This window comes from Nocardia sp. GTS18 (assembly GCF_013839555.1).
In the GTDB taxonomy this organism is placed as follows: Bacteria; Actinomycetota; Actinomycetes; order Mycobacteriales; family Mycobacteriaceae; genus Nocardia; species Nocardia rosealba.
The window spans coordinates 71240-95669 of sequence record NZ_JACBIU010000003.1 but is presented as its reverse complement, the minus strand read 5'-3'; the positions used below and the strand labels follow the sequence as shown (position 1 = coordinate 95669).

General features: G+C 68.6%; 23 protein-coding genes. 7 read left to right on the top strand and 16 right to left on the bottom strand.

The features are described from left to right. Positions 1-22: 22 nt before the first annotated feature. Positions 23-415, bottom strand: coding sequence for a VOC family protein (locus HYG95_RS05260; protein WP_181697021.1), 393 nt, complete (start codon positions 413-415; stop codon positions 23-25). Beyond that, entirely contained in the window at positions 415-696 is a 282-nt protein-coding gene (locus HYG95_RS05255) for a helix-turn-helix transcriptional regulator (protein ID WP_181696874.1), read from the bottom strand. The genes HYG95_RS05260 and HYG95_RS05255 overlap by 1 nt, the downstream gene beginning before the upstream one ends. A 168-nt stretch (positions 697-864) precedes the next feature. Here HYG95_RS05255 and HYG95_RS05250 point away from each other — a divergent pair, with 168 nt between their 5' ends. Together HYG95_RS05250 and HYG95_RS05245 are read left to right on the top strand one after the other, a co-directional pair. Next, positions 865-1701 carry an SGNH/GDSL hydrolase family protein gene (locus HYG95_RS05250; RefSeq protein ID WP_255495002.1) on the top strand — a complete coding sequence of 279 codons (837 nt, stop codon included), beginning with the start codon at positions 865-867 and terminating at the stop codon, positions 1699-1701. 25 nt (positions 1702-1726) lie between these two features. Further along, entirely contained in the window at positions 1727-2371 is a 645-nt protein-coding gene (locus tag HYG95_RS05245; RefSeq protein WP_181696873.1) for a LysE family translocator, read from the top strand. On the opposite strand, the gene HYG95_RS05240 is transcribed toward HYG95_RS05245, so the two are convergent. Next, a complete protein-coding gene (locus tag HYG95_RS05240) occupies positions 2368-2991 on the bottom strand; it encodes a metal-dependent phosphohydrolase (protein WP_181696872.1) in 624 nt (207 codons plus the stop codon). The two genes, HYG95_RS05245 and HYG95_RS05240, sit on opposite strands and share 4 nt — an antisense overlap. A gap of 118 nt (positions 2992-3109) precedes the next feature. Here HYG95_RS05240 and HYG95_RS05235 point away from each other — a divergent pair, with 118 nt between their 5' ends. After that, positions 3110-3523, top strand: a complete 414-nt coding sequence (locus HYG95_RS05235; RefSeq protein WP_181696871.1) for a PPOX class F420-dependent oxidoreductase — start codon at positions 3110-3112, stop codon at positions 3521-3523. A 3-nt stretch (positions 3524-3526) separates the two neighbouring features. On the opposite strand, the gene HYG95_RS05230 is transcribed toward HYG95_RS05235, so the two are convergent. The 3 genes from HYG95_RS05230 to HYG95_RS05220 form a co-directional block, all read right to left on the bottom strand. Beyond that, entirely contained in the window at positions 3527-4978 is a 1452-nt protein-coding gene (locus HYG95_RS05230) for an MFS transporter (RefSeq protein ID WP_370465689.1), read from the bottom strand. Positions 4979-5063: 85 nt separating this feature from the next. Continuing rightward, positions 5064-6311 (bottom strand): uroporphyrinogen-III C-methyltransferase, encoded by a 1248-nt coding sequence (gene cobA / locus HYG95_RS05225; RefSeq protein ID WP_181696869.1) that lies wholly within the window; start codon positions 6309-6311, stop codon positions 5064-5066. Between the two features lie 130 nt (positions 6312-6441). Then, complete coding sequence (locus HYG95_RS05220; RefSeq protein WP_181696868.1) at positions 6442-7791, bottom strand: DoxX family protein; 1350 nt, start codon at positions 7789-7791, stop codon at positions 6442-6444. A 193-nt stretch (positions 7792-7984) separates the two neighbouring features. On the opposite strand from HYG95_RS05220, the gene HYG95_RS05215 reads away from it, so the two are divergent. Together HYG95_RS05215 and HYG95_RS05210 are read left to right on the top strand one after the other, a co-directional pair. Then, on the top strand, positions 7985-9115 hold the full coding sequence (locus tag HYG95_RS05215) for a phosphotransferase family protein (protein WP_181696867.1): 1131 nt from the start codon (positions 7985-7987) through the stop codon (positions 9113-9115). Positions 9116-9117: 2 nt separating this feature from the next. Next, positions 9118-10221, top strand: a complete 1104-nt coding sequence (locus tag HYG95_RS05210; RefSeq protein WP_255495001.1) for a hypothetical protein — start codon at positions 9118-9120, stop codon at positions 10219-10221. An 84-nt stretch (positions 10222-10305) separates the two neighbouring features. Here HYG95_RS05210 and HYG95_RS05205 read toward each other — a convergent pair whose 3' ends face one another. The 7 genes from HYG95_RS05205 to mqo form a co-directional block, all read right to left on the bottom strand. After that, positions 10306-11904: a TROVE domain-containing protein gene (locus HYG95_RS05205; protein ID WP_181696866.1), complete on the bottom strand. Its 1599-nt coding sequence runs from the start codon at positions 11902-11904 to the stop codon at positions 10306-10308. 381 nt (positions 11905-12285) lie between these two features. Beyond that, the gene (locus HYG95_RS05200; protein WP_370465688.1) at positions 12286-12702 is read right to left on the bottom strand and encodes a cobalamin biosynthesis protein; all 417 of its coding nucleotides are present in this window, start codon (positions 12700-12702) and stop codon (positions 12286-12288) included. Continuing rightward, positions 12699-14378: a cobyrinate a,c-diamide synthase gene (locus tag HYG95_RS24660; protein WP_181696865.1), complete on the bottom strand. Its 1680-nt coding sequence runs from the start codon at positions 14376-14378 to the stop codon at positions 12699-12701. The genes HYG95_RS05200 and HYG95_RS24660 overlap by 4 nt, the downstream gene beginning before the upstream one ends. Before the next feature lie 64 nt (positions 14379-14442). Continuing rightward, entirely contained in the window at positions 14443-15057 is a 615-nt protein-coding gene (gene cobO, locus HYG95_RS05190; protein WP_181696864.1) for a cob(I)yrinic acid a,c-diamide adenosyltransferase, read from the bottom strand. A 33-nt stretch (positions 15058-15090) separates the two neighbouring features. Beyond that, positions 15091-17298 carry a VWA domain-containing protein gene (locus HYG95_RS05185; RefSeq protein ID WP_370465687.1) on the bottom strand — a complete coding sequence of 736 codons (2208 nt, stop codon included), beginning with the start codon at positions 17296-17298 and terminating at the stop codon, positions 15091-15093. A gap of 183 nt (positions 17299-17481) precedes the next feature. Then, on the bottom strand, positions 17482-17913 hold the full coding sequence (locus tag HYG95_RS05180; protein WP_181696863.1) for a GNAT family N-acetyltransferase: 432 nt from the start codon (positions 17911-17913) through the stop codon (positions 17482-17484). 6 nt (positions 17914-17919) lie between these two features. Further along, a complete protein-coding gene (gene mqo / locus HYG95_RS05175) occupies positions 17920-19452 on the bottom strand; it encodes a malate dehydrogenase (quinone) (protein ID WP_181696862.1) in 1533 nt (510 codons plus the stop codon). Positions 19453-19684: 232 nt separating this feature from the next. Here mqo and HYG95_RS05170 point away from each other — a divergent pair, with 232 nt between their 5' ends. Next, entirely contained in the window at positions 19685-20716 is a 1032-nt protein-coding gene (locus tag HYG95_RS05170; RefSeq protein ID WP_181696861.1) for an alpha/beta hydrolase, read from the top strand. A 7-nt stretch (positions 20717-20723) separates the two neighbouring features. Here HYG95_RS05170 and HYG95_RS05165 read toward each other — a convergent pair whose 3' ends face one another. Next, positions 20724-21287: an alpha/beta hydrolase gene (locus HYG95_RS05165; protein ID WP_181696860.1), complete on the bottom strand. Its 564-nt coding sequence runs from the start codon at positions 21285-21287 to the stop codon at positions 20724-20726. A gap of 248 nt (positions 21288-21535) precedes the next feature. Between HYG95_RS05165 and HYG95_RS05160 the strand changes: the two genes are divergently transcribed. Further along, positions 21536-21979 (top strand): hypothetical protein, encoded by a 444-nt coding sequence (locus HYG95_RS05160; RefSeq protein WP_181696859.1) that lies wholly within the window; start codon positions 21536-21538, stop codon positions 21977-21979. A gap of 6 nt (positions 21980-21985) precedes the next feature. On the opposite strand, the gene HYG95_RS05155 is transcribed toward HYG95_RS05160, so the two are convergent. Both HYG95_RS05155 and map read right to left on the bottom strand, forming a co-directional pair. Next, positions 21986-23566, bottom strand: coding sequence for a cobyric acid synthase (locus HYG95_RS05155; protein WP_370465686.1), 1581 nt, complete (start codon positions 23564-23566; stop codon positions 21986-21988). After that, on the bottom strand, positions 23563-24426 hold the full coding sequence (gene map / locus HYG95_RS05150) for a type I methionyl aminopeptidase (protein WP_181696858.1): 864 nt from the start codon (positions 24424-24426) through the stop codon (positions 23563-23565). The genes HYG95_RS05155 and map overlap by 4 nt, the downstream gene beginning before the upstream one ends. Positions 24427-24430: the final 4 nt, after the last annotated feature.

Below are 24430 nucleotides of genomic sequence, written 5' to 3'. Positions count from 1 at the left end.
GATCTCGGCGGCGCCCGGTGCGCTATTCGCCGACAGGTGAGTTCAGGGAGATGAGGTTGCCGCAGGTGTCGTCGAAGACGGCGGAGGTCACCTGGCCCATGGGCTGGGGCGGTTGGGTGAAGAAGACACCCAGGTCGGTCAGGCGGCAGTACTCGGCGTCGATGTCGTCGACGGTGAAGATCATCATCGGAATACCGTCGGCGCTCAGTGCCGTCTTGTAGGCCTTGGCGGCGGGGTGCTGATCGGGTTCGAGGAGCAGTTCGATGCCGTCGGGGTCGGCGGGCGACACGACGGTGAGCCACGAGTATTCACCAAGGGGCACTTTGTGTTTCACCTGGAAACCGAGCACCTCGGTGTAGAACTTCTCGGCCTTGTCCTGGTCGTCGACGAAGACGCTGGTGACGCCGATGCGGATCATGTGTCCTCCTGGGGAATGGGCCACCGCGCCGTCAGCTCGCGCAGCGGGGTGAAGTCGCGGTAGTGGAATTTGTAGCGGCCGACACGGCTCGTGCGGACCAGGCCCGCCGCCTCGAGCACACCCAGATGCTGGGTGATCGCCTGCCGCGAGGAGCTGATGCCGTGCTTTGTCACGAGCCTGCCGCACAGTTCGAACAGGGTCTGACCGTCACGATCGGCCAGTTCGTCGAGCAGCACGCGTCGTGTCGAATCCGCCAGGGCGGTGAAGATATCGCTCACGGCGAGCACTCCTTGTCTCTTCCGAAACCACCATAGGCAAGTAGCGACTTGCCTGTCAATCGCATCGTCCAACAGATACCGTGACGCAGCACAAAGACAACGGGGTGCACCGCCGCCTAGCCTGAACTCGGCCGACCGACGCCGACCGCTCGATCTCCAGGATGTTCGATGACCAACCGCATGCGCGCTCTCGTTGCGGCGCTGACCGTTTCGGCGTCCGCGCTGCTCTCGGCCGGAGCGCACGCCGACCCGGTGAGCGGGGCTGTGTATGTGGCCCTCGGCGATTCCGGTGCCGCGACCACCGGCGCCGCGAACCTCGACCTCACCGCTCCGCTGCAGTGTGCTCGCTCGACGGCCAACGCGCCGAAGCTGGTGGCGCAACGGCTCGGACTCACCCTGGACGACCGCACCTGCAGTTCGGCGAAGATCCCGCACCTGACCCAGCAGCAGGGACCGGGTATCGCCCCGCAGCTGGACGCGCTCGGGCCTGCGACACGGCTGGTCACGCTGCACATCGGCGCCAACGACGCCGATATGACGCAGTACATCCTCGGCCGGTGCCACCTGGGCGGCTGCGGGACGGAACACGGCTGGGACGAGAAGATCGACGCGATCGCCCCGAGCTACGCGGCCGCACTCGACGACATCACCCGGCGCGCCCCGAACGCCGTCATCGTCGTCGACGGCTGGCCGACCTACCTCACCGACCACAGCTGCCCGGCGATGGCCGGACTGCGCGACACCGACGCCGCCTATATCCAGTCCAAGTTCGAACGACTCAATGCGGTGGTCGCGGGCGAAGCCGCCGCGCACGGTGCGATCTTTGTCGATACTGTCGCCGCCTCCCGCGAATTCGGGATGTGCGCGGATCCGTCGGTGCGCTGGTTCGACCCGATCCTGGCCGATCGCACCCTGCTGCCCTATCACCCGACCCTCGCCGGTCAGCGCGGCGTAGCCGACCTCATCGTGACCGCGATCGAATCGAACAACGCGCTCGCGCGCTGAGCGCGGCCCGGATACCGTGGCGGTCATGGTCTCCTGGGGTGCGCTGGCGTCGTTCGCCGGACTGGCGTTGCTGATCGTTCTCGTGCCGGGTCCGAGCGTGTTGTTCACCATCGGGCGGGCGCTCACCGCCGGTCGGCGGACCGCGTTGCTGAACGTGGTCGGCAACGCCGTGGGCGTATACCTCCAGATCGTCGCCGTCGCGTGTGGCGTGGGGGCGGTGGTGATGGCGTCGGCGACCGCGTTCACGGCGATAAAGCTCGTCGGCGCGGGTTACCTTGTGTACCTAGGCATTCAGAGCTTCCGGCACCGCACCCAACTACACGGCGCCCTGCAGATCGGACCCGAGGGTCGCGACGGAAACACGGTCGCGGCGTTGCGCGACGGGTTCATCGTCGGCCTGGCCAACCCGAAGACCATCGTCATCTTCGCGGCCTTGCTCCCCCAGTTCGTCGACCCCGCACGTGGCGGCGCACCGCAGCAGATGCTGATCCTCGGTCTGTGCATCCCCGTGTTCGGCCTCGTCTTCGATTCACTGTGGGCGCTGGCGGCCGGCTCGGCCAGAACCTGGTTCGCCCGGTCGCCGCGACGCCTGGCCGCCGTCGGCGGGACCGGCGGGTTGGTCATGATCGGCCTCGGCGCGTCGCTCGCGCTGACCGGGCGCAAGGACTAGCCGGACAAGCCGATGAGTTCGGCCGCGAGGTTGGCACGAGCGGGCCCCTCGTAACGCTGATAAGCCCGCGGCGTGCGGAACAGGCGCGGTTGCTCGGCGAGGTTGCGCAGCACCGAGGCACGGCCCGCACGGAACAGGTCGTCGGGGACGTGGCGGTATTCATCACGGATCGCGGCCGCGTAGGTGGCGTACTCCTGCGCTGTCCCACCGAGCACGACCAGGTCGGCGTCGCAGAGCACCGCGCCGTTGGCGTCGCCGGCTTCCGGGTTGTGACCACGGGTGAGGATCACCAGGCGCACCACCTCGTTCACCAGCTCTGGTGTGGCGCCGAGTGATTCGAGCACGTCGCGAGCCAGGTCGGCGCTGCGTTCCTCGTTGTCGGCGCGGTCGACGGCGTAGATCGCGTCGTGGAAGAAGGCCGCGTAGCGCACGGCATTGATATCGGTTGCGGCATCGGCTAATTCGTCGATGGCGGCGAGCATCACCGCCAGGTGGGTGAGCGTGTGGTAGCGACGGTGTGGTTCGGCGTAGCGGCCGATGATGCCGATCCCGATGGCTTCGGAGTCGGTCCCGGCCAAGGCGATCCACCGGTCGAGCAGGTTCTCCGCGAGCACAGACATCCCTCCAGTCTCATGCCGCGTCAACTGTCGGGCAACCCCGTTTTCGCCACGAGAACCCGAATACCGTTCTGCCACAATGGGCCGGAATGCCGGGTATGACCGCCGCGTTCGTACCGGTATGACCCGAACCATCGCGCTGTCCGAAGAGTTGTCCACCTATATCGACAACGAGAGGGCGTATGCCACCGTCGCCACCCTCGGCCCCGACGGGCATCCGCATCTGACTGTCGTCTGGATCAAACGCGACGGCGACGACCTGCTCTTCTCCACCACGGTCGCCCGCCAGCAGGCCAAGAACCTGGCCCGCGACCCCCGCGTCACCGTGATGGTCAACCCGCCCGAGCGCCCGTTCGTCTACGCCGCCATCCGCGGCACCGCCACCCTCGTCCCGGATCCCGATCGTCTGCTGCCCGACGAGTTGTCCCTGAAATACACGGGTCTGCCCTACGCGGAGTTCAACCCGGCCTCGGTAGACGACGCCGAACGGGTGACGGTACGGATCACGCCGTACAAGGTCACCGGCCGCCTCTGAGGCTCAGGACTGCTGGGCTTCCTCCTGGGCGTGCTGGGCCTGGGCCAGCTGACCTGGCGTGAAACGCAGTGTCAGCGCCACGACGGCGGCCAGCAGTGCCAGACCCGAACAGACGAGCAGGACCGTGGTGTAGCCGCTGGTGAGCGCGTCGAGCTGGGGGCCGGTCATGGCCGACACCTTGGTGTCGGGGCTGCCGCCGAGCGACAGGGTGCGCGAGGCCGCGATCGGGCTGAGCAGTCCGATCGCGATCGGCGTCGCCAGGTTCATGAACATCTGCCCCACCGCCGAGAGCGGACCGATATCGGACGGCGGCACGTCGACCAGCACGCACAGCGGGGCGAGCACCATCGCCACACCCACCCCGAATCCGATCACGACGAGCAACGGCAGCAGGGTGGTGAAGTAGCCGATGTGGCGATCGAGGGTCGACCCGAACAGCAGCGCCCCCGACAACACGAGCGCGGCGCCGGTCAGCAGCCAGCGCGGCGGCACCCGCAACGCCGCCTTCGAGGCCAGCGCGCCGCCGACGCCGATGCCGATGGTGAACGGGATGCAGGCGATACCGGCGTGCAGCGGGCTGTAGCCGAGCGAGTTCTGCAGCATCTGGGCGACGAAGAACGTCATCGCGCCGAGTACCGCGCCCGCGAGGAAGATCAGCAGGAAGGTCGAGTTGCGGTCGCGGCTGTCGAACAGCGACCACGGCAGCAGCGGGTCGGCCTCGTTGCGCTCGATGAGCACGAACGCCACGAGCAGCACGACACCGACGATCAGCGAGGTCAGGATGACCGGGCTGCCCCATCCCCACGACGGTCCCTCGGTGGCGCCGAACACGACCAGCGCGCAGGCGAGCGTGCCGAGCACCGCGCCCTTCACGTCGAGGGGCGCCCGGTGGTGGGCGGTGTCGGAGAGTGTGTACATCGCGCCGACCACGATCAGCGCGCCGATCGGCACATTGATGAGGAAGATCATCCGCCACGACATCTCGGTGAGCAGACCACCGATCACCAGGCCGCTCACCGACCCGATGCCCGCCATCGATCCGACGACGGCCACCGCCTGGTTGCGTGCCTTACCCGGCGCGAAAGTCGTGGCGACCAGCGCGAACGCGGTCGGTGCCGCGATCGCCGCGCCCGCACCCTGGAAGGCGCGCGCGATCAGCAGCGCCAGCTCACCCTGAGCGAGGCCGCAGGCCAGCGAGGCGGCGGTGAACAGGCCGACACCGGTGATGAGCATGCGTTTGCGGCCGAAGACGTCACCGAGGCGACCGCCCAGCAGCATCATGCCCGCGAAGGTGAGGCCGTAGGCGGTGACCGTCCACGCACCGCCCGAACTGGACAGGCCGAGTTCGTCCTGCAGGCGGGGCAGCGCGAAGATCACGACGGTGCCGTCGAGCACGACCATGAACTGCAGGCCGCTGAGAACGATGATCGCGAGCCCGAAGGCCGACTGCTTCACCGGGGACTGCTTCGAGGCAGCGGGGTTTTCGAGCACAGTCGACCACTGTAAACGACGCGGCCGGCGCCCCCGCCGGGATCGTGACTCAGGCGGGATCGGCACCGAAGGCCGCTGTCGGCCCGATGACGATGATCGCGGGCGGCCGGATGCCCTCCTGCTTGACCCGCTCGGCGACGGTGGCCAGGTCGGCGCGCACCACCCGCTGGGTGCGCAGGGTGCCCTCCTGGATGACGGTGGCCGGGGTGTCGGCGGGCTTGCCGCCGTCGAGCAGGGCGGCGGCGAACTTGTCGATGCGTTCCACGGCCATCATCAGCACGAGGGTGCCGCGCAGCTTGGCCAGCGCCGACCAGTCGACCAGCGAGTCCGGGTGATCCGGGGCGACGTGTCCGCTCACGACCACGAATTCGTGGGTCACGCCGCGATGGGTCACCGGGATGCCCGCCGCACCGGGTACCGAGATGGGACTGGTGATGCCGGGTACCACCGTCACCGGGATGCCCGCCTCGGTGCACGCCTCGAGCTCCTCGTACCCGCGCCCGAAGACGTACGGGTCGCCGCCCTTGAGCCGGACGACGAACTTGCCCGCCTTCACGCCCTCGACGAGGGCGAGGTTGATCGCCTCCTGCGCCATGGACCGGCCGTAGGGGATCTTCGCCGCGTCGATGACCTCGACGTGCGGTCCGAGTTCGGCGAGCAGCTCCGGCGGTGCGAGCCGGTCGGCGACGACCAGGTCGGCGCGGGCGAGCAGGCGGCGACCGCGCACGGTGATGAGGTCCGGGTCGCCTGGCCCACCACCCACGAGCGCGACGCCGGGCGTCACGGGTTCCGAATCATCGGTCACCACACCGGATTGCAGTGCTTCGAGCAGCCCGTTGCGGACGGCGGCCGAGCGGCGGTGCGCACCACCCGCGAGGACGCCGAGAGTGAGGCCGTCGTAGCGGGCGGTTGCAGGGGTGACGGCGGTGCCGTCGCGGGCGATGTCGGCGCGCACGCAGAAGATCCGTTTGGCGGTGGCCTCGGCGACCACGGCGGCATTGGTCTCGGGTTCGTCGGTGCAGGCCATCGCGTACCAGGCCTCGTCGAGGTCGCCGTCGCGGTAGTCGCGCAGTTCCACGGTGAGTTGCCCCGCTGTTGCCATGCCCTCCACGGCCGGGGTCACGGCGCGGCTGACCACGTGCACCTGCGCACCCGCGGCCACGAGCAGCCCGAGCCTGCGCTGGGCGACAGTGCCGCCGCCGACGACAACGACTCTGCGTCCACGCAGATCGAGCCCGACCAGGTAGTTCGGGTCCCCGGCGGGCTGGGTCGATGCGGTGTCAGACGTGTTCGGCACAATGTCCGAGCCTAGTTCGTGACCTGCCGATCCCCGCACCCACCCGGCCGTTGCGGTGTCGGACCGCTGCCCGGTGCCGGTCGGCTCGATGGACGCCGGTCCGCGCGCGCCTCGCCGCACCGTGCACGGCTCAGCCCAGGTAGGGATTGTTCTGTACCCACCGGAAGCCGGTGCCGCGCAAGGGGAAACTGTCGAGATCGACGCGAGTGAGGACGACCACCGCCTGCTTGCCCGCGATGTCGCCGCGCAGGGTGAGCCGGTCGTCTGCCGCACGGTCCACGGCGAGAGTGGCGTACGGCGCGGCCGCCTGATCGGGTGCGGTCGGCGCGGCCAGGAGCGTGAGCGTCGAGGTCGCCGGGTCGACGGTGACCTGGACCGGAACGATGGTGTCGTCCATGAGCTGATAGCCCGCCGTGCCCTTGTCCACGACGAGGCGCTGCCAGCGGACGGGATCGGTGGTCAGCGGCGCCACCGGCAGCTGCTCGATCGAGAACTCCGACACCTCCCAGATGCCGTACAGCTCCGGTTCCGGTGCGCCCCCGCCGTATTCGCGCCACGAGTCCGTGATCACCACGATCATTCCGGCCACAATCCACACCGCCGCCGCGACCTGCGCCACGGTGGCCCACCGGTTCGCCCGCGCGGACCGGAACAGCGCGGGCTGCACCATCGGACCCGATGCGCGTTCCAGCACAAGCACATCCAGTAGCCGCCGGGCCTGCGGGGCGAGCAGCACCAGGCTCATCAGCAGCAGGTGGCCGGACAGCATCTTCACCGGCACGTCGAAGGTGAGGTTCAGCAGGAACACCTGGGCCATGCTGATCAGGCTGAGCATGGCACCGAGCGTCGCGGTGCGCGGCCAGAACAGCAGCAGCCCCGCGAGCACCTCGGCGGCACCGAGCGCCACCTCATAGGCCGGTGCCGAACCGACCTGCGTCCACAGCATCGCCATCGGACTCAGGTCGCCTACCCGGGTGAGCAAGGTGGTCAGCGCCGGTTCGGGCATCTGGGTGGGGACCAGTTTCGTGAAACCGTAGAACAGCATCTGCCCGCCGACAGCCAGGCGCAGGCCGGTGAGGAACCAGCTCGCCACCCGGGGATAGGCGCGGCGGCGGCGGTCGAGAATCGACCACACCGCGGTGACCAGGATCGCGACCATCAGCACCAAGCCGCACTGGATCCAGATGGCGGCCTGGTCGCCGCTGCCGTTCATCTCCAGCTCGGCGTACACGCCGAACACGTGCTCCCCGATCCAGCTGCTCACGGGGGCCAGGGTGAGCAGCTGCCAGGCGACGGCGTCCTCGGGCATCTTCAACGCGATCACGCCGAGGAAGACGAAGGTGATCTGAGCCATCCACAGGCAGAACAGGCCGAAGTACGCGACGCAGAACCTGAACGCGATCAGGCTGAGCGGGTGCCACCTGGGCTCCGGTGCACGCACCGGCTCCTCGACTGCGTGCTCCGCGACGACTGCGGTCACTACGTACCTCCCTATCGAAAACAGCTGTCCGGCAAGCTTTACCGAGAACGACACGCACGCGCATCGGGGGAAACCCCGATCTTGGAGGTGTCAACCCTGAATCCCGCTCACCGACGCCCGCCTTACATTCCGGCCGGTCTTCCGGTACGCCGGTACGGAACACGTTTCACCACGCCGACAGGGGACCCCACGTATGTCCGACGACACGGACCACACCGCGCAGCAGTCGCTGACCGTCACCGAGCTCGATCTCGACGCATTCGGCGAGCGGCTCTCGGGGTGGCTGTCGGACAAGGTCGGCGCCGACGCCCCGCCGACGATCGGCAACCTCAGCAAACCCGCCACCGGCGGTATGTCGAGCACCACGGTTCTGTTCGATGCCGAATGGTCGGTGAACGGGGTCGCCGAGAGCGGTTCGTTCGTCGCGCGGATGGCGCCCGAGGACTCGTCGTTTCCGGTGTTCCAGTCCTATGACCTGCCGTTGCAGTACCAGGTGATGTCGGGTGTCGCGGCGGCGTCGGAGGTTCCCGTGCCCGCCCTGCGCTGGCTCGAGACCGACGAATCCCTTTTCGGCACACCGTTTTTCGTCATGGACAAAATCGATGGTCAGGTAGTCGCCGACAATCCGCCGTACGTGTTCTTCGGCTGGGTGTTCGACGCCACCCCCGCCGAGCGCGCGGGCATCACCGCCGAGACCGTCAAGGTGATCGCCCAGGTGCACGCGATCGACGAAGCGGCACAGCGCTTTCCGGCGCTCGACGGCGAAGGATCCGCGCTGCGCAGGCACTTCGAGGCTCAGCGCGCCTGGTACCGGTGGGCGCTGGCCGACGACGGTGTCGAGATCCCGCTGATCGAGCGCGCCTTCGACTGGCTGGAGGCCAACTGGCCCGCCGAGACCGGCGCCGAGGTGCTCAACTGGGGTGACGCGCGCCCCGGCAACATCCTGTTCGACGGCTTCACCCCGGCCGCCGTGCTGGACTGGGAGATGGCCACCCTCGGCCCCCGCGAGCTCGACCTGGGCTGGCTGATCTTCATCCACCGGTTCTTCCAGGACATCGCCACCCACTTCGACCAGCCGGGCCTCGCCGACTTCCTGCGCCGCGACGACGTGGTCGCCGAGTACGAGAAGCTCACCGGCCACACCGTCACCGACCTGGACTTCTACATCGTGTACGCGGCGCTGCGCCACGCCATCGTGATGGCGCGGATCAAGCGGCGGATGATCCATTTCGGCGAGGACACCGTGCCCGACGAGCGCGACGACTACATCATGCACCGGCGCGGACTCGAAGCGCTGCTCGACGGCACCTACGAATGGGACTGACGATGAACGCGATCATGCCCGTCCCCCTGGACGAATACCCGGTCCATCAGACGCCGCTCTCGCTGGCCCGGGTGGCGACCAGCGACCGGAATTTCTACGACCGCTACTACTTCAACGCCTTCGACCCCGCCGGTGACACCATGCTCATCACCGGGTTCGGCGTGTACCCGAACCTGGGCGTGGTCGACGCGTTCGCGTGCGCACGCCAGGGCGACACCCAGCACAGTGTGCGGTTCTCCGACGCGCTCACCTCGCGTGATCTCGACACCGGTGTCGGTGGCTACCGCATCGAGGTGATCGAGCCGCTGCAGAAGTTGCGCGTGGTGTGCGAGCACGACGATCTCGGTTTCGACCTCACCTGGACCGGGGCGCAGCCGGCCGTGCAGGAACAACCGCACCTGATCCTGTCCGGCACGCGGCCGATCATCGAGGCCTCGCGTTTCGCCCAATTGGGTTCGTGGGAGGGCACTCTCGCGGTCCACGGGCGCGACTACTCCGTCGACCCGGCGGTGTGGACCGGCAGCCGCGACCGCTCCTGGGGCATCCGTCCCTCCGGCGAACCGGACCCGGCGGGCAGGCCGACGGGCATGGGTGGTTTCTGGTGGTTGTACGCGCCGCTGCGGTTCCGTGATTTCGCCATCGTGGTGATCATCCAGGAGGAACCCGACGGCACCCGCACTCTCAACAACGCGGTGCGCATCTGGAACGACGGCCGCAAGGAACAACTCGGCTGGCCGCGCATGACCTGGGTCTACGAGCCGGGCACCCGCCACCCCCGCTCGGTCCGCCTGAACATGACGACCCCCGACGGCAAGCCCCTCGAGGTCGAGATCGAGTCCCGCCCCGGCATCGCCCTGCACGTTGGCTGCGGGTACGGCGCCGACCCCGACTGGACCCACGGCCGCTGGATGGGCGAGAACTGGTCGCTGTCGAGCACCTACGACCTCACCGACCCCGGCATCCGAGCCCGCGTACCCTACGGCGTGATCGACCACATCGGCCACGCCCGCTGCGGCGACGCCGAGGGCTGGGGCCTGTTCGAACACGCCTCCATGGGCCGCCACGACCCCACCGGTTTCGCCGATTGGTCCTCGGTCGCCCCCTGAGGGTGAGGAACTTCCGCGCGAGAGGAAAGGTGCCGCCGCGACAACGAGGTCGCGGCGGCTCCGTTTTCTGTGCTGTGTGAACTTCTATGCGGCCGTGGCGAAGTCGGCCAGCAGCGACGGCACGGCGGCGTCGAATCCGGCGACATCGAGCATGCCCGCGTCGTCGGGATCGGCGATGCTGAAGTTCGTCGCGGTCATCCCGACCACCACGAGCTTGGCTCGCGGGTTCACCTCGCGGCGGTAGCGGGCCAGCGCCTGATGCGGGTGCATGGAACCTGCCCAGGTCTCGTTGTCGGTGTAGACCGAGAACACGTCCACCTCGATGCCCTTGTCCAGCGCGTGCAGGATCGGCAGCGCGCAGTCGGTTCCGCCGAACGGCAGTCCCGATACCGTGCGCACCGCGTCGTCCAAGCGCTGGCGCGGCGAGATCGCCAGCTCCGACAACCGGTCCGACTGCGACCAGCCCTTGCCGCCGCTGGTGAACCCGACGATCTGGTGCCGGGGTTCGGTGCGGGCGGTGACCAGGGCGAGCGCGGCCGATGCCTCGCGTGCCGACAGCGGCAGGCCGCTGATCGGCGCGGTCATCGACCCGGACACGTCGAGCGCGAGCAGGTGCCGCAGACCGGTCGGCTGGATCAGCTCGAACGCCGCGTAGAACGCGGAATCGAGCGCGTCGACGACCGGAGCCGACGGCGTCCAGGTGCCCGAACCGCGTGCCGAACGCCCGGAAGCGTAGGTACGCAGAGCGATCAGCACCGAGACAGGGTGCACCCGGGCCGCGCGCAGTCGCGCCGGATCGGTGAGCTGGGCACAGATCGCGGCCGTCCGTGATCCGAGCGGGTCCAGCATCCCGAGGCGGGTGATGCGCGGGAGCTGACGCAGCAGTGCTGTCTGCGGAATCCCGTTGTCCAGCAGCGCCTCCCACACCTCGGGTGTGTTCAGCGCGGCATCGGGCAGCATCTCCCAGCCGAGCCGGTATTCGCGAACAAGTGCGGGCACCTGATCGGCCGGGGCGGTCTGCGCACGCTGGAAGCCCTCGATCACGGCCAAGCCGTCGAGTTCCGTTGCGCGGCCGCAGATCCAGTCGAACAGCCTGCGCCGCTCGTCGTCGGTGGCCGCCGGGTGCGACAGGCGAAGCAGGTCGCGGTGCGTCCAGCCTTCACGCTGCCGGTACTTGACCGCCTGGAAGGCGAGCGCGTCGACCGGCTTGTCCAGGTACCAGTTCGCCACCGCCCGGCGCAGCCCGCGACCCCAGCCGCGGAACTGCTCGATGTAGCCGGCGAACAGGAACAGGTGCGTGCCGGTGCGGGCGACCTGCGGCAACGCGGCCAAGGCGGCGCGACGGCCGTCGACATCACCGACCGATGCGGCGGCGGCGAGTGCGAACAGCGCGGGATTCTGTCGCGGCGCACGACCGGAGGTGGAGATCTCCACGATCTCGCGCACCAGGCCGGCGGTGTGCTCGGCCGCGTACCCGACGATGAACTCCGCGTTGTCGGCGGTCAGCGCGGCGGGGCTCACGTAGTACGTTCCCGATTCGGTGCCGAGCGTGAGGAAGCGACGCACTCGTGCCTGCGGCGTGATGTCGAAAACGTAACCACCGGCGTTGTTCACGACCTGACGATTGTCGGCCGGTGCGGTCTGCGGTGTGCTGCGACGGTTGAACCGCGACAGAATATTCATTGTTCCCCTCCGATACGCCCGTGGGCGTTGCTGTTCGGCCCCGGACCCAGCGGGGCATGTATGCGGAATGGGGCAGGCGTGGTGTTTTCGGCCGGAGCCGGAAATTGCTTTCCGACGCGGGGTTCGAACCCGCTCGACTTACGAGGTCACCAGATAACCGACCGAATCCGGCCCGCCCTATTCCGTCGCAATCGCACGGCGGGCGTGTGTGTCCCGACCGGACGCGCCGAGTGCTCTACCAGGCTGAGCTACCGCCACCGCGCGGTGGCGGGCAGGATTCGAACCTGCGTCCGCTTGGTCCAGAGGTAACCGATCAGTGCCGGCCCGCCGTACGACTGCTGGACCAGACGTTACTGCGCGCGGCCGATATTGCCCAGTGAATTAAATCGGGTCGGTGTACGCCACTGCCACGACGATTCCATCGACAATTGTTCGTCCGCATACTGATTCGCCATTCCCCGCAAGTAGTGCGGCGGCCTCCGCGACGCTGGGGGTCCCGACCGCTGCCTCGGTGCGGAGCGAGCTGTGTGCAACCTCTACCGCGGACAATTCCTCGGCGGTGAATCCGAGCAACGCGACTCCTAGGATCGCGGCGGCCGCCCGCACTTCCGGCTCGGCGGCTCGGGTGTCGAGCGTCGCCAGGCAGGCGATGCGGTACTGCCCGACAACCTCTTCGACGGCTCGCACGATGCGGTCCGATGTGGTGCCTGGGCGCAGACCGATGCCGACCGCGACGGCTCGGTCCAGCGACTCGCTCTCGGATGCTCCGGTCGCTCGCGTCCCCCTACCGTCCGTCACCGACGACCCGTCATCGATTCGAATCCCGTTGCGGCGTCGACGAATCGGCGGATGGCGTCAGGATTACCCGCAGGGTGGGTGTGCAGGTAGGAGGCATGGACCTGGCCGACCACCGCACCTTCGGAGACGGACTGTGTTGTGCGCCAGCCCCATGCGGCGTTCGCCGTGCCCGCCTGGATCAGGCGGGTGCGGTGGAATTCGTGGCCGCGTACTCGGGCGCCCGCCTGCCACAGCACGGAGTCGTGCAGGGCGACGGCGTCGCGGTAGCCGAGGGTGAGGCGGGGGCCGAATTCGGCGTCGGCGTCGATCACTCCCGCCATGGGGTGCCCATCGAGGGAGCGGGTGAGGTAGAGCAGTCCGGCGCATTCCGCGTGGATCGGGAGGCCGTGGGTGGCGCCGTCGGCGATCGCGCTGCGCAGGCGTACGTTCGCCGAGAGCTGCGCGGCGTGTTCCTCGGGGAAACCACCCGGCAGCACCAGACCCGCTGTGCTCTCGGGCAATTCGTCGGTCAGTGGATCGAAGACAACGACCTGCGCACCCGCTGCCAAGAGCAGCTCTCGGTGCTCGGCGTAGCCGAAGGTGAAGGCAGCGCCGCCGGCCATCGCGATCACAGGCCCCCCGATCCGGGTGAGGCGGTCGCCGACAGTCGCGTCCGTGATCGTGGTGGTCCGCCCGGTTCGCGCAGGTTCGACCGGCCGATTCGCGGCGTGCGCGAACTTGGCCATGCCTGCTGTAACTCCGGGTTCGGTCGACGAAGGCAGCGTTCGGCCGGACAAGGTGGCTGCGGCCTGCGCGTTCGGGTCGGTCGGCAGTGGGGATCGCTCGGACAACATCGCCGGGGCGGGATCGCGTGGAGTTCGCGCGGTAGAGGGCGACCCGCCGAGCTCGCCGGACGACTGCTCTCGATCGGGCACGGCTCGATCGGCGGCTGCGGCCAGTTCGGTCAGCGGATCCCAGGCGGTTCCCTGCACCGATCCACCGGCCAAGGCGACGATCGCCGAGAGGTCGACGTGGGCGGCGACCAGGGTGGTCATCGCGTCGACCGCGCGGGTGGCGGCGGTCCCGTGTTCGACGGCGGGGATGAGGCCGAGATGGCGTGAGGGGACTTCCAATTCGGTCATCCGGGGTAGCACGCCGAGGACGGGGATGCCCACGCGGTCGCATGCCGAGCGCAGGACCTGTTCGTGGCGTTCGCTGCCGACGCGGTTGAGGATTACTCCACCGAGACGGACCGAGGAGTCGAAGGTGGCGAATCCGTGGAGCAGGGCGGCCAGGCTCTGCGAATGCCCGCGCGCGTCGACGACCAGCACGACCGGTGCGCCGAGCAGGCTTGCCACCTGCGCGGTGGAACCCTCGGCCACCGCTTCCGTCCGGTGCTCGTCGATACGCCCGTCGAATAGGCCCATCACGCCCTCGACCACCGCGATATCGCACCCGCGTGCACCGTGCCGGTACAGCGGGACCACCCGATCCTCGCCTACCAGAACAGGATCGAGGTTCCGGCCGGGGCGCCCCGCGGCGAGCCCGTGATACCCGGGGTCGATGTAGTCCGGGCCGACCTTGAACGGCGCCACCTCGTGCCCGGCCCGCCGCAACGCACCGATGAGCCCGGTGGCCAGCGTCGTCTTGCCGCTACCCGACGCCGGGGCCGCGATAACGATCGCCGGGGCGCTCACGGTCGCCACTCCCACACGACCGCCGGTCCACTCCCCGTTCGTTCCACAACGGCTGTCGAGCCAGTCACCATTCGATACCGCGCTGACCCTTGCGGCCCGCGTCCATCGGGTGTTTCACCTTGGTCATCTCGGTGACCAGGTCGGCGGCATCGATCAGCGCCTGTGGTGCGTCGCGTCCGGTGATGACGACGTGCTGGTTACCGGGCCGGTTGGTGAGGGTCTCGACGACCTCGTCGATATCGACCCAGCCCCACTTCAGCGGGTAGGTGAACTCGTCGAGCACGTAGAAGCGGTGCTGCTCGGCGGCGAGACGCCGGGAAATCTCCTGCCAGCCCGCGAGTGCGGCGGCGGCGTGGTCTTCCTCGGTCCCGTGCTTGCGGGTCCAGGACCATCCCTCCCCCATCTTGTGCCACTCCACCGCGCCGCCCGCGCCGGTCTCCTCGTGCAGGGTGCCGAGGGTCCGAAACGCCGCTTCCTCGCCGACCTTCCACTTCGCGCTCTTCACGAACTGGAACACGGCCACGTCGAATCCCTGATTCCAGGCCCGCAGCGCCATCCCGAACGCCGCCGTCGACTTCCCCTTGCCGGGCCCGGTGTGCACGGCAAGCACGGGTTGATTACGCCGCTGCCGCGTGGTCAGCCCGTCCGCGGGGACGACCTCGGGAACACCCTTGGGCACAGCAATCTCCTTCTCTTCACGCTCGGCTGAGGCTCAGGCCGCGCGGTTCGTCGGGTAGCCGGACGCGCGCACCACATCGGCGACGGATTCGCCGGTGAGTTCGTCGAGGCGCAGGTAGCGGGCGCGCAGGTCGCGGGCCAGTTCGGCGGCCAGGCCGAGGCGGATCATGCCGCGCTCGCAGTCGATGACCATGGTGGTGTGACCTTCGCCCGCGAGGAGGCGCGCGGCGGTGCGGGCGCGCGGGAGGGGGTCGGTGCCGCCGGTGGCACGGCCGTCGGTGAGCAGGACGAGCATCGGGCGGCGACGCGGGTCGCGCACGTGTTCGCGGGCGATCACCTCGCGGGCCTTCAGCAAACCGGCAGCGAGAGGTGTCTTCCCGCCGGTGCGCAGACCGGCCAGGCGGCGCACGGCGATGTCGACCGAGGAGGTCGGCGGCAGCACCAGCTCGGCCTCGCTGCCGCGCACGCTGATCACCGCCACCTTGTCGCGGCGCTGGTAGGCGTCACGCAGCAGGGTGACGACGGCGCCGGTGACGGCGGTGAGCCGGTCGCGGGCGGCCATCGAACCGGAGCTGTCGACGACGAAGACCACCAGGTTGCCTTCGCGCCCTTCGCGATACGCGCCACGCAGGTCTTCGATCGCCAGGGCGAGCGGGCCGGCGAACCGGCCGCGCTCGACCTGTTTCGGTGCGGCGGCGAAGACGGTGCCGAGCAGGTGCAGACCGGTGGAGGTGTCGGTGTGGGGGCGAACCATGCGACCGGTGCGGGTCTGGGCGCGGGAGCGGCGGCCGGGAGCGCCTTCACCGATGCCGGGAACTTCCCAGCGGGGGGCAGGCTTGGAAGTGGAACCGGGTGTGCCGGAAAGCCTTTCGGCGGTCGGCCGAGAACCCTTGTCGTCGGAGCCACTGCTGTTCGAACCGGTCTCGTTCGGGCGGTTGCCATTCGGGCCACCACCGGGCCCACCGTCCGGACCGCTGCCGTCCGGGCCACTGGGCCCACCGTCCGGGCCGTCGTCATCCGGTCCGTCGCTGTCGTCAGGACCGCCCTCGCGCGGGTCACGCGAGTTGTTGCCCCCGAGCCGATCCCCGGAGCCGTCCCCGTCCTGATCGGTACCTATCGACTCGTCACTCGCGCGACCACCGTCGGCCTGCTCGCCGCTGCGACCGTCCGCATTCTCCGCCTCGAGCGCCCGGTCATCGGCGGACCCGTACGGATCATCGAATTCGTCGTCTTCGGAAGCATTTTCGACTTCCTCGGCCGCCGCCCGCATCGCCTCGTCGAGCTGTTCCTCACTGATCCCGGGCTCGTCGAACGGATCGCGGCGCCGCCGATGCGGCAGGGCCAGCTCGGCGGCGATCCGCACATCGTCCTCGGTGACCTGGTCGCGGCCCCGCCAGGCCGCGTGGGCGGTCGCGGTTCGGGCGACGACCAGGTCCGCGCGCATCCCGTCGACATCGAACGCCGCACACAGCGCCGCGATCCGGCGCAGCTCGGCATTGTCGAGCACGACATCGGGCAGCCGGTCGCGCGCGGTCAGAATACGTTCGGCGACAACCCGATCCGCGCCGGCGTAGCGGGCGGCGAAGGCGGCGGGGTCGGCTTCGTAGTCGAGGCGGCGGCGCACGACGGCCATCCGGGTCGACACGTCACGCGAGGCCGCCACGTCCACGGTGAGGCCGAACCGGTCGAGCAATTGCGGACGCAGCTCTCCCTCTTCGGGATTCATGGTGCCGACGAGCACGAACCGCGCCGGATGCGAATGCGACACCCCGTCGCGCTCCACGTGTACGCGGCCCATGGCGGCGGCATCGAGCAGCACGTCGACCAGGTGGTCGTGCAGCAGATTCACTTCGTCGACGTAGAGCACGCCGTGATGGGCCGCGGCCAGCAGGCCGGGACGGAACGCCTGCTCCCCGTCGCGCAGCACCCGCTCGAGATCCAGCGAACCGACTACGCGGTCCTCGGTGGCGCCGACCGGCAACTCGACCAGCCGGGCCGGTCGCGCGCCCGTCTCGTCGACCACCGGCGGCAGCAACTGCGCGAGCGCGCGCACCACGGTCGACTTCGCGGTGCCCTTCTCGCCGCGCACCAGCACCCCGCCGATCCCGGGGTGCACCGCCGACAAGATCAACGCCAGCTGCAACCGCTCCTGCCCCACCACAGCCGAGAACGGGAACCCCGCTTCACCCACTCCCCGCGCAGCGGTGTGCGGACCAGCGGCAACATCAGCAAAACCAGGCACGCCCCCACTGTATGCGCGGCCCGATCACCTCTGATCCCCGGGCATCACTGCCCGACGAGCGGCACCCGGTCCGCCGCCCGCGACGATCGCATCCAGCGGCGTCCCGCCATAGTGGCGCGCGCGTCTCTCGACGGACCGGACAGCATGGCAGACGCAGGGGTCGGAGATGGATACCCGGAGGGATCAGCCGCGACGCATCGGGACGTGCATGATGCCGTCGTCGTCGTATTCCGGCCCGTCGACGGCGAAGCCGAACTTGGCATACATGTCGACCAGGTGGGACTGGGCGTCCAATCGCACTGTTGCCGAACCGGTTTCGGCCAGCGCGGCCTGCATCAGACGAGTGGTGTAGCCACGTTTGCGGGCATCCGCCGCCACGCACACCCGGCCGATGCGGAATCCGTCCGGCTCTTCGAGCAGGCGCAGAGTCGCCACGATCTCGCCGTCGTCGTCGATCCACAGGTGCCGCGTGCCGGGAAGCAGGTCACGCCCGTCCAGTTCGGGGTAGGCGCATTCCTGCTCCACGACGAACACGTCGACGCGCAACTTCAGCAGCCGGTACAGGGCGGCGGAGCCGAGGTCCGCCGCCCACGACCGTTTCAGCACGACCGGCACGGCGGGTCAGCGCACCTGGGCGAAGCCGAGCGCGTCTTCCTGGGTGGTGGCGCTGACCTCGTCGAGCTTGAGCGACTTGTTGGTCCAGTCCCACACTTCCTGGAACAGGGCCTGGTTCTCCGACAGCTTCTGGCCGAGCGAGGGGATCATCTGCTGCAGCTGCGGGGTCCAGTCGGCGTATTCACGCGGGAAGCAACGCTGCATCACATCGAGCATCGCGGTGACACAGGTCGACGCGCCGGGCGAGGCACCGAGCAGACCGGCGATGCTGCCGTCCTGGGCGGAGATGACGGCGGTGCCGAACTCGAGCACGCCACCGGCACCCTTGCGCCGGATCACCTGCACGCGCTGACCGGCGGTGATGAGCTCCCAGTCGCGGCCGTCGGCCCGCGGCAGGAACTCCTCGAGCACACCCACCTTGCCGTTCTGCGACTTCAGCAGCTCGCTGATGAGGTACTTGGTGAGACCCATCTCGGTGAGACCCACGCCGACGAGCGAACCGATGTTGTTCGGCTTGATCGACTTGAACAGGTCGGCGTTGGAGCCGTCCTTGAGGAACTTGGGGGTCCAGCCGGCGTAGGGGCCGAACAGCAGGCCCTTCTTGCCGTTGATGACGCGAGTGTCCAAGTGCGGCACCGACATCGGCGGCGCGCCGACGGCGGCCTTGCCGTACACCTTGGCCTCGTGCGCGGCGATCAGGTCGGGGTTGGTCGAGCGAAGGAACTGGCCGCTGATCGGGAACCCACCGAAGCCCTTGGCCTCCTTGATGCCCGACTTCTGCAGCAGCGGCAGCGCGCCACCACCGGCGCCGACGAACACGAACTTCGCGTTGATCGTGCGCGACCGGTAGGTGCGCAGGTTGCGCACGGTGACGTTCCAGGAGCCGTCGGACTGCTTGTCGAGGTCGCGGACCTCGGTGCCGAAGGCGATCTCGCCGCCGGAGTAGCCGACATAGGCCAGCAGCTGCTTGGTGAGCGCGCCGAAGTCGATATCGGTGCCGCCGTCGGTCCAGTTCAGTGCGATGGGGTCGGAGAAGTCACGGCCCTTGGCCATCAGCGGCAGGCGCGCGGCGAACTCGTCGGGGCTGTCGATGAACTCCATGCCGCGGAACAGCGGGTGCGGCGCCAGCGCCTCGTAGCGCTTACGCAGGTACTCGACGTTGTCGGCACCGTGCACGAAGCTGACGTGCGGGATGGGGTTGATGAAGCGCGAGGGGTCACCCAGGACGCCCGCGTCGACCGCGGAGGCCCAGAACTGGCGCGAGACCTGGAAGCGTTCGTTGATGTCGATCGCCTTGCTGACGTCGACCGAGCCGTCGGCGTTCTGCGGGCTGTAGTTGAGCTCGCACAGCGCCGAGTGACCGGTACCCGCGTTGTTCCACGGGTCGCTGCTCTCGGCGGCGGCGGCGTCGAGCCGTTCGAACACCGAAACCGTCCAGTCCGGCTGCAGCTGCCGCAGCAGCGCGCCCAGCGTGGCACTCATGATGCCTGCGCCGATGAGAACTACATCGGTCTTTTCAATCTTCGCAGCGTTCGGCACGGGTAGATCGACTTCCTTGTCCTTCTCAGCTAACCACCGGCGGGTGAGTTCGCTTGGCGCGGGCGCTTGGCAGTGTTGATGCGACTCGCAGTGAATCGCCGGGGGTAGGTTACCCGTCGTTCACCTGAACTCAATTGTGCACCTCAGCAGATCGCCTCACTGCACCCGACCTGCCGAATGTGATGTAAACCAACCCTGCACGTCGCCGTGACCCCGCGATAGATTGGCGGGTGTGACGAACGAAACGCAAGGGATCGCCGACCGGACCGACGAGCAGTGGCAGGCCGACATCCTCGGCACGGCGTACCAGCAGCGAACCCTGCCGCTGGGCACCGACCCCGACGGCGAGGGCGAGATCGTCGCCACCCTGGTTCGCTACCTGCCCGACGCCGCCGCCCCGGCACACGAGCCGACAGTGCTCTACGTGCACGGTTTCACCGACTACTTCTTCCAGGAGCACCTGGCCGAGCATTTCGCCGCGCGCGGCCACCGCTTCTACGCTCTCGACCTGCGCAAATGCGGCCGCTCGCGGCGTGAAGGGCAGAGCGCGCACTACGTCAGCGATCTGGCGCTCTACGACGCGGAACTCAGCGAGGCGCTGCGGATCGCCCGCGAGGAAACCGGCAACGATGTGCTGGTCGTCGCGCATTCGACCGGTGGCCTCATCGTGCCGCTGTGGCTCGACCGGCTCGAAGCCGCGGGTGGTAGCGCGGCGGCGGGTGTGGTCGGTGTGGTGCTCAACAGCCCCTGGTTCGACCTGCAGGGACCGTCGTACTACCGCACCGTCGGCACGCCCATCATCAACGCCGTCGGCCGGTTCCGGGCGTTCGCGCAGATCCCGGGTATGGGTGTGAGCACCGCCTACGGCGACAGCCTGCACCACACCCGCTCGGGTGAATGGGACTACAACCTGGACTGGAAGCCGTTGACCGGCGAACCGGTGCGTCTCGGCTGGTTGCGGGCGATCCGGCAGGGCCAGGCACGGCTGCAGCAGGGCCTCACCATCGGGGTACCCGCGCTGATCCTGCGTTCGCGGGTCACCAAGTTCGCGCGCCAGCACAGTTCAGCCGTCGACGTGGCCGATGCTGTGCTCGACGTCAAGCAGATCCAGCGCTGGGCCGGCTGCCTGGGCGAACGCACCACCATCGTCCCCATCGACGGCGCTCGCCACGACGTGTTCCTGTCCTCGGAGGCCGTTCGCGCGGTCGCCTTCGCCGAGACCGACAGCTGGCTCGACTGGCTCGCCGCCTACCGCAAGTCCTGACCCCGTTTCACCAGAGGCTGGTGCGCAACACGATCTCGGTGGCGAGTTCGTGGCCAGCCTCGGTGGCGATGTTGTCGACTTCCAAAGGGACGACACGAAATTCGCCGTAGACGAAGCGGCCGGAGGCGTCGGCGGTGGCGCGGGGCAGGCTCTTGGTGACCATCATCGTCACCGGGAGTTCGAGGGGCGGGCAGGCCGGGTCGGGGATCGTGCCGTCGGCGCCGGGCACGGCGGGGTGGCCGTGGTCGGCGACGACGAGACTCATGAACCGGCCGAAGCGGCCCGCGCACACCCGCCACGCGAGTGCCGCCCCCGCACCGCGTCCGGCCACGTTCACGTAGGGCAGTTCGAGTTCGTCGAGAATGGCGTGCACCCCTGCGGGCTCGAGCCCTTCGACGGATTCCACGACGACGGTCTGCAGATCGGATTCGTGCAGCCGCGCGCACACCTTGTCGAACACATCAGCAGGGTCGTCCGCATCGGGAAGCAACAGCACATTGTGCCGTGAGGAGGGCCCGTCGACCCGCACTGTCCAGGCCTGGTCACCGACCGTGATCTGCCGCGATTTCATGCCGGTTTACGGTACACGCCCACCCTGAACGCCACCTGCCGTTCGGCCCCGGCTCTCCATCGGGCCGATGCCCGTGTACTGGGCTTTCACTGCCTGGAACCGTCGAATTGCCAAACCTGTCACAAGAGGGGTGCGCTCTCGGTGAGGACGAGAGCGGTTCCACACCCGGCGGGCGTCGCGACCTGAGGCACAGCCGTGCCACTCGCCATAGGATGGCCATCGAGTTCTATCGACATCATGGGGGGCATGTGAAAAGGATCATCCAGGCCGTGCTGTGCGCGGTCGGCGCCGTCGTCTTCGGAGCAGGAGCGCTGACGGGGGTCGCGCATCTGGTCAACGCCACCGCCTACCTCGCGGGATTCGGCGAGGAGGTGACCGTCCGGATCGAGGAAAGCTCCACTTCGGGGATGAGCAGCGGCCACGCGGGTATCGGAACGATCGTCGAGGACGGGCGCACCGTCCGACTCTTCGACGTCACCGAGGGCGAAACAGTCGACGCGCGAATGGTTCTCATCGACATCGGCAAAGACACCCAGGCCTACACCACGCCCGCCACCGCCGCCAAGGACTACATCTGGATCTTCGGCGTCGTCGTACTCGGCGCCCCGGCCCTGGTATTCGCCTTCGCCGCGTACGCCCTCGGCCGTGGCCGGCCGAAACCGAGCAGCACTACCGCCGAGTCCACGGCGTGAACGCTTTTACGCACCGGGGACGTCGAGGATTCCACTTCGGATGATCGGGAGGTTGGTTGCGCCGCGCGCTATCAGTTCTTCCAGGGCGGGGATGTCGAGGTGCTTCTCGATCAGGTCGGCGAGTAGGTCGAGCTGGGCTTCCCGCACGGCGGCGACGGAGGTATCGGGGGCGACGGTGAAGCCGGTGCGGCCCGCTCGAGTGGCGACTTCGGTCAGCCAGGCGCGGCGGAACTCGTCGGATTCGAGCACACCGTGCACGTGCGTACCCCAAATCGCTTCTCGTGCACTGCCTTCCGGAGCACCGCCGATGGTGAGCCAGGCAGGGTCGCCGGTACGCCGCACCCGGCCGTGGTGGATTTCGTAGCCGTGGACCGGGATATCGGCGGCAGTCCCGGCTACCTGTCGTGCGATCTTCGGCTCCGCGAATTCGATGTCCAGGTCGAACAGCCCGAGGCCGTCGCCGCTCCACGGGTGAGCGGCCGAGTCGGCATCGCGCGAAGGTACACCGCCCGCGTATTCCACTCCGTCGATGATGCGGCGGCCGAGCATCTGGTAGCCGCCGCAGATGCCGAGGATGGGGCGTCCGGTGGCGGCACGTGTGCGCAGTGCCTCGTCGATTCCCTTGGCGCGCAACCATTCCAGGTCGGAGACGGTGGATTTGGAACCGGGGACGACCACGAGGTCGGCGGTGGTGAGTTGGTGGGGGCTGTCGGCCCAGTGGACCGAGACGCCGGGTTCGCAGGCCAGGGCTTCGATGTCGGTGGAGTTGGAGATGCGGGGTAGGCGGATGGCGGCGACGGTGAGCCAGGCGGTGCCGTGGGGTGGGGCGGGGCGGCCGACGGGGGTGCCCGCGATGGTGCCGAGGGAGTCTTCGGCGTCGAGCCAGAGGTCTTCGGCGAACGGGAGCACGCCGAGGGTGGGGCGGCCGGTGAGGGCACTGAGCTGGTCAAGGCCGGGTTGGAGCAGGGAGACGTCACCGCGGAACTTGTTGATGATGAAGCCCGAAACGAGTTGCTGGTCTTCGGGTTCCAGAACGGCGACGGTGCCGAACAAATGGGCCAGCACCCCGCCCCGGTCGATATCACCGACGACGAGAACCGGAAGGTCCGCCGCACGCGCCAGCCCCATGTTCGCCAGATCGGTCGCGCGCAGGTTGATCTCGGCAGGCGACCCGGCGCCCTCGCAGATCACCACATCGAATTCCGCACGCAGCGAGGCGAGTTCGTCCGCGACTACTTCCCGCAACTGCTGACGGCGCGTGAAATAGTCTCGTGCGCCGACGGTTCCGATCGCCTTGCCACGCACCACCAATTGGGAACGGCGATCACTGCCTGGCTTCAACAGCACCGGGTTGAACCGCACACTCGGCTCGAGCCCACAGGCGCGCGCCTGCAGAGCTTGCGCGCGCCCGATCTCCCCACCGTCGAGCGTGACGACGGAATTGTTCGACATGTTCTGCGCCTTGAACGGCGCCACCCGCACCCCGCGCCGCGCCAGCATCCGGCAGATACCCGCCACCACAACGCTTTTGCCCGCGTCGGAGGTGGTCCCGGCGATCAGCAGTGCCCCGCGCAGCACACCGCTCACGGCAGGGTCAGGATTTCCGCGCCCGTCTCGGTGACCACCAGGGTGTGCTCGAACTGCGCGGTCCACTTGCGGTCCTTGGTGACCACGGTCCAGCCGTCGTCCCAGATGTCGTAGTCGATGCCGCCGAGGTTGATCATCGGCTCGATGGTGAAGGTCATGCCCGGTTCGATGACCGAATCGATGCTGGGCTGGTCGTAATGCAGGATCACCAGGCCGCTGTGGAAGGTGGGGCCGACACCGTGACCGGTGAAGTCGCGAACAACGCCGTAGCCGAAGCGGTTGGCGTAGGCCTCGATGACACGGCCGATGACATTGAGCGCGCGGCCCGGCTTGACCGCCTTGATGGCCCGGTTGGTCGCCTCCTCGGTGCGCTCGACCAGCAGCCGCACCTCCTCGTCGACATCACCGGCGAGGTAGGTCTTGTTGGTGTCGCCGTGCACGCCGTGGATGTAGGCGGTGACGTCGATATTGACGATGTCACCGTCCTCGATCACGGTGGAGTCGGGGATGCCGTGGCAGATCACCTCGTTGAGCGAGGTGCAGCACGACTTGGGGAAACCCTTGTAGCCCAGCGTGGAGGGGTAGGCGCCGTGGTCGCACATGTACTCGTGGGCGATGCGGTCGAGCTCGTCGGTGGTGACGCCGGGCGCCACCGCCTTGCCCGCCTCCTCGAGTGCCTGGGCGGCGATCTTGCCCGCGATCCGCATCTTCTCGATGGTCTCGGCCGTCTGCACCCAGGGCTCTTTGCCCTCGTTGACCGTCGGTTTCCACACGTATTCGGGGCGCTCGATGGAACGCGGGACGTCCCGGATCGGCGACTGGGTGCCGGGGACGAGTGGCTGACGGGTGCGCACGGACATACCG

Coding starts and splice junctions, on each gene's coding strand:
- HYG95_RS05250 (WP_255495002.1), top strand. CDS start 865: ATGACCAACCGCATGCGCGCTCTCGTTGCGGCGCTGACCGTTTCGGCG.
- HYG95_RS05245 (WP_181696873.1), top strand. CDS start 1,727: ATGGTCTCCTGGGGTGCGCTGGCGTCGTTCGCCGGACTGGCGTTGCTG.
- HYG95_RS05240 (WP_181696872.1), bottom strand. CDS start 2,991: ATGTCTGTGCTCGCGGAGAACCTGCTCGACCGGTGGATCGCCTTGGCC.
- HYG95_RS05235 (WP_181696871.1), top strand. CDS start 3,110: ATGACCCGAACCATCGCGCTGTCCGAAGAGTTGTCCACCTATATCGAC.
- HYG95_RS05215 (WP_181696867.1), top strand. CDS start 7,985: ATGTCCGACGACACGGACCACACCGCGCAGCAGTCGCTGACCGTCACC.
- HYG95_RS05210 (WP_255495001.1), top strand. CDS start 9,118: ATGAACGCGATCATGCCCGTCCCCCTGGACGAATACCCGGTCCATCAG.
- HYG95_RS05205 (WP_181696866.1), bottom strand. CDS start 11,904: ATGAATATTCTGTCGCGGTTCAACCGTCGCAGCACACCGCAGACCGCA.
- HYG95_RS05165 (WP_181696860.1), bottom strand. CDS start 21,287: ATGAAATCGCGGCAGATCACGGTCGGTGACCAGGCCTGGACAGTGCGG.
- map (WP_181696858.1), bottom strand. CDS start 24,426: ATGTCCGTGCGCACCCGTCAGCCACTCGTCCCCGGCACCCAGTCGCCG.